A 279-nucleotide genomic window follows, 5' to 3' on the forward strand; every position below is an offset into this window, starting at 1 on the left:
GGCATGGGCGTGCTGCCGCGGCAGTTCAATCCCGGCACCGACCGCAACAGCCTGAAACTGACCGGCAAGGAAGTGCTGGCCATCGAAGGGCTGGAAGGCGTGGAGCTGCGCCCGCAGATGCCGCTGACGCTGATCATCACCCGTGAAGACGGCCAGCATGAGGAAGTCGAAGTGCTCTGCCGCATCGACACCCTCAACGAAGTCGAGTACTTCAAGGCAGGGGGCATCCTGCATTACGTGCTCCGTCAGATGATCGCCAACTGATACACCCGCCCTGCT

Annotated in this window: 1 protein-coding gene; it reads left to right on the plus strand. The window is 62.0% G+C overall.

What is annotated here, in order from left to right; translation table 11 throughout:
• The coding region (locus tag GYB81_RS23660; protein ID WP_161897987.1) for a hypothetical protein at positions 1–264 on the plus strand (264 nt) is incomplete at its 5' end.
• Positions 265–279 lie beyond the last annotated feature (15 nt).

The organism is Pseudomonas yangonensis (assembly GCF_009932725.1).
GTDB classification, from domain to species: Bacteria; Pseudomonadota; Gammaproteobacteria; order Pseudomonadales; family Pseudomonadaceae; genus Aquipseudomonas; species Aquipseudomonas yangonensis.